Below are 2,479 nucleotides of genomic sequence, written 5' to 3'. Positions count from 1 at the left end.
CCACCCGGGGCCTTCCCCCCGCGAGACACCGAGACCCACCCCCTCTCCCACTCCCCCAAGGGCCTTTATTTCCGAACCCGCCCCATCCACAAACACACTCCCTAGGGAATGCCGGGCCCTGGCCACAGGTTGCCCAGGCGTAAACAAAACCGCATGAACAACGGGCGTACCCTGGTGTGCGCCGAAGAATCGAAGCTACAGGGAGCCGGTCGTGTCCGCAGTCGCACCCGACGGACGCAAGATGCTGCGCCTGGAGGTCCGTAACGCCCAGACCCCCATCGAGCGCAAGCCCGAGTGGATCAAGACCCGGGCGAAGATGGGTCCCGAGTACACGAAGATGCAGAGCCTCGTGAAGAGCGAGGGCCTGCACACGGTCTGCCAGGAGGCGGGCTGTCCCAACATCTTCGAGTGCTGGGAGGACCGCGAGGCCACCTTCCTCATCGGCGGTGACCAGTGCACGCGGCGCTGCGACTTCTGCCAGATCGACACGGGCAAGCCCGAGGCGCTGGACCGTGACGAGCCCCGCCGTGTCGGCGAGTCGGTCGTCACGATGGACCTGAACTACGCCACCATCACCGGCGTCGCGCGCGACGACCTGGAGGACGGCGGCGCCTGGCTGTACGCGGAGACCGTGCGCCAGATCCATGAGCAGACCGCGGGCCGCGCCGACGGCCGTACGAAGGTGGAGCTGCTCGCCCCCGACTTCAACGCGGTGCCGGAGCTCCTGGCGGAGGTCTTCGCCTCCCGCCCCGAGGTCTTCGCGCACAACGTCGAGACGGTGCCGCGGATCTTCAAGCGGATCCGTCCCGGCTTCCGCTACGAGCGTTCGCTGGACGTCATCACGAAGGCCCGAGACTACGGTCTGGTCACGAAGTCGAACCTGATCCTCGGCATGGGCGAGACCCGTGAGGAGATCAGCGAGGCGCTGCAGCAGCTGCACGCCGCCGGCTGTGAGCTGATCACGATCACGCAGTACCTGCGCCCGTCGGTGCGCCACCACCCCGTGGAGCGCTGGGTGAAGCCGCAGGAGTTCGTGGAGCTGAAGGAGGAGGCCGACGAGATCGGCTTCTCCGGTGTGATGTCGGGCCCGCTGGTCCGTTCGTCCTACCGCGCCGGCCGGCTCTACCAGCAGGCGATGGAGAAGCGCGGCGAGACGGCCACCACGCCGACCGTGTGAATCCAAGCACAAGTAGTTACTGGCCAGTAGTGGCCGAATTCGTCGCGGCCCGTACGCCCCCGCAGGTCAGGGGGTGCGTACGGGCCGCGTCAGCATTCACGGGTTCGCACGGATGGCCGCATCAACGTTTCATCAGTGTTTGACCACCGAGTCATGCGCTGGTAACACCAGTCTGTGAGCCTGGCTTCACACACCGCCACAACACGAGCGACATCTCTCGCTCAGCCCCCCACCTCATCTCATCCATGCTTGAGGGAGGACCCCGTCATGCAGGCCGCGACCCACGTCCGCGCCACCGCGATCCCGTCCGTCACCGATGCCCTGCGGGCCGTGGAGGCCGTGCTGCTCGGCAGCGGCCAGCGGACCGCCCGCCGCAACGCCTGGACCTCCGTCCTGGAGGACCGTCGCCGGGCCAAGGACCGGGTCGAGGCCCAGCATGTGATGGAGGCGGTGGCTGGCCGCGCCTCTCGGGCCACGTAAACTTCAGGACATGGCGAGGACTGCAAACACGGGCAGCGGTGACGCTGCGAACCAGGGGCGACTGAAGCAGATCGCCCTCACGTACAAGATGACCCGAAAGGCCGACCCGAAGGTCGGGCTTGTCGTCGCGGGCGTGGGCATCGTCGTACTCGGCGTTCTCCTCGCGATCGGCTTCCTGATCGGGCACCCGGTCTACCTGGGCATCCTGGGCTTCATCCTGGCGCTGCTGGCGATGGCGATCATCTTCGGACGACGTGCCGAGCGCGCGGCCTTCGGGCAGATGGAGGGGCAGCCCGGCGCGGCGGCCGCCGTCCTGCAGAACGTCGGGCGCGGCTGGACGACGACCCCGGCGGTCGCGATGAACAAGAACCAGGACGTCGTGCACCGCGCGGTCGGCAAGGCCGGCATCGTGCTGGTCGGCGAGGGCAACCCGAACGGCCTGCGGTCGCTGCTCGCGGCCGAGAAGAAGCGGATGGCCCGGATCGTCGTCGACGTTCCGGTGACCGACATCGTCGTCGGCAACGGCGAGGGCCAGGTGCCGCTGAAGAAGGTCCGTACGACCATGCTGAAGCTGCCGCGGGTGCTCTCCGGCCCGCAGGTGACGGCGGCCAACGACCGGCTGCGCGCCATGGGCGACCTGATGAGCAACATGCCCCTGCCGAAGGGTCCGATGCCGAAGGGCATGCGGATGCCGCGCGGCGGAAAGATGCGCTGACGATCTCTGCACGAAGAAGGGGCGCCCCCGTACCGATCGGTACCGGTCTCTTATAAACAACAGAACCGGCCCACCATAATGGGAGTGTTTTTATCGGTGGGGGTGTC

Annotated in this window: 3 protein-coding genes; all 3 read left to right on the top strand. The window is 67.4% G+C overall.

Features of this window, described 5'->3' with window-relative positions:
• Positions 1 to 211 precede the first annotated feature (211 nt).
• The 3 genes from lipA to ACFVZW_RS36005 all read left to right on the top strand — a co-directional run bounded on the left by lipA (position 212) and on the right by ACFVZW_RS36005 (position 2,372).
• Positions 212 to 1,177 carry a lipoyl synthase gene (gene lipA / locus ACFVZW_RS36015; RefSeq protein WP_329121353.1) on the top strand — a complete coding sequence of 322 codons (966 nt, stop codon included), beginning with the start codon at positions 212 to 214 and terminating at the stop codon, positions 1,175 to 1,177.
• 267 nt (positions 1,178 to 1,444) lie between these two features.
• Positions 1,445 to 1,657 (top strand): hypothetical protein, encoded by a 213-nt coding sequence (locus ACFVZW_RS36010; RefSeq protein WP_329121351.1) that lies wholly within the window; start codon positions 1,445 to 1,447, stop codon positions 1,655 to 1,657.
• A gap of 10 nt (positions 1,658 to 1,667) precedes the next feature.
• Complete coding sequence (locus tag ACFVZW_RS36005) at positions 1,668 to 2,372, top strand: DUF4191 domain-containing protein (protein WP_376440925.1); 705 nt, start codon at positions 1,668 to 1,670, stop codon at positions 2,370 to 2,372.
• Positions 2,373 to 2,479: the final 107 nt, after the last annotated feature.

Source organism: Streptomyces sp. NPDC059567 (genome assembly GCF_042735655.1).
Taxonomy (GTDB): domain Bacteria; phylum Actinomycetota; class Actinomycetes; order Streptomycetales; family Streptomycetaceae; genus Streptomyces.
This window is presented reverse-complemented; position numbering and strand designations above follow the sequence as displayed.

Coding starts and splice junctions, on each gene's coding strand:
- ACFVZW_RS36010 (WP_329121351.1), top strand. CDS start 1,445: ATGCAGGCCGCGACCCACGTCCGCGCCACCGCGATCCCGTCCGTCACC.
- ACFVZW_RS36005 (WP_376440925.1), top strand. CDS start 1,668: ATGGCGAGGACTGCAAACACGGGCAGCGGTGACGCTGCGAACCAGGGG.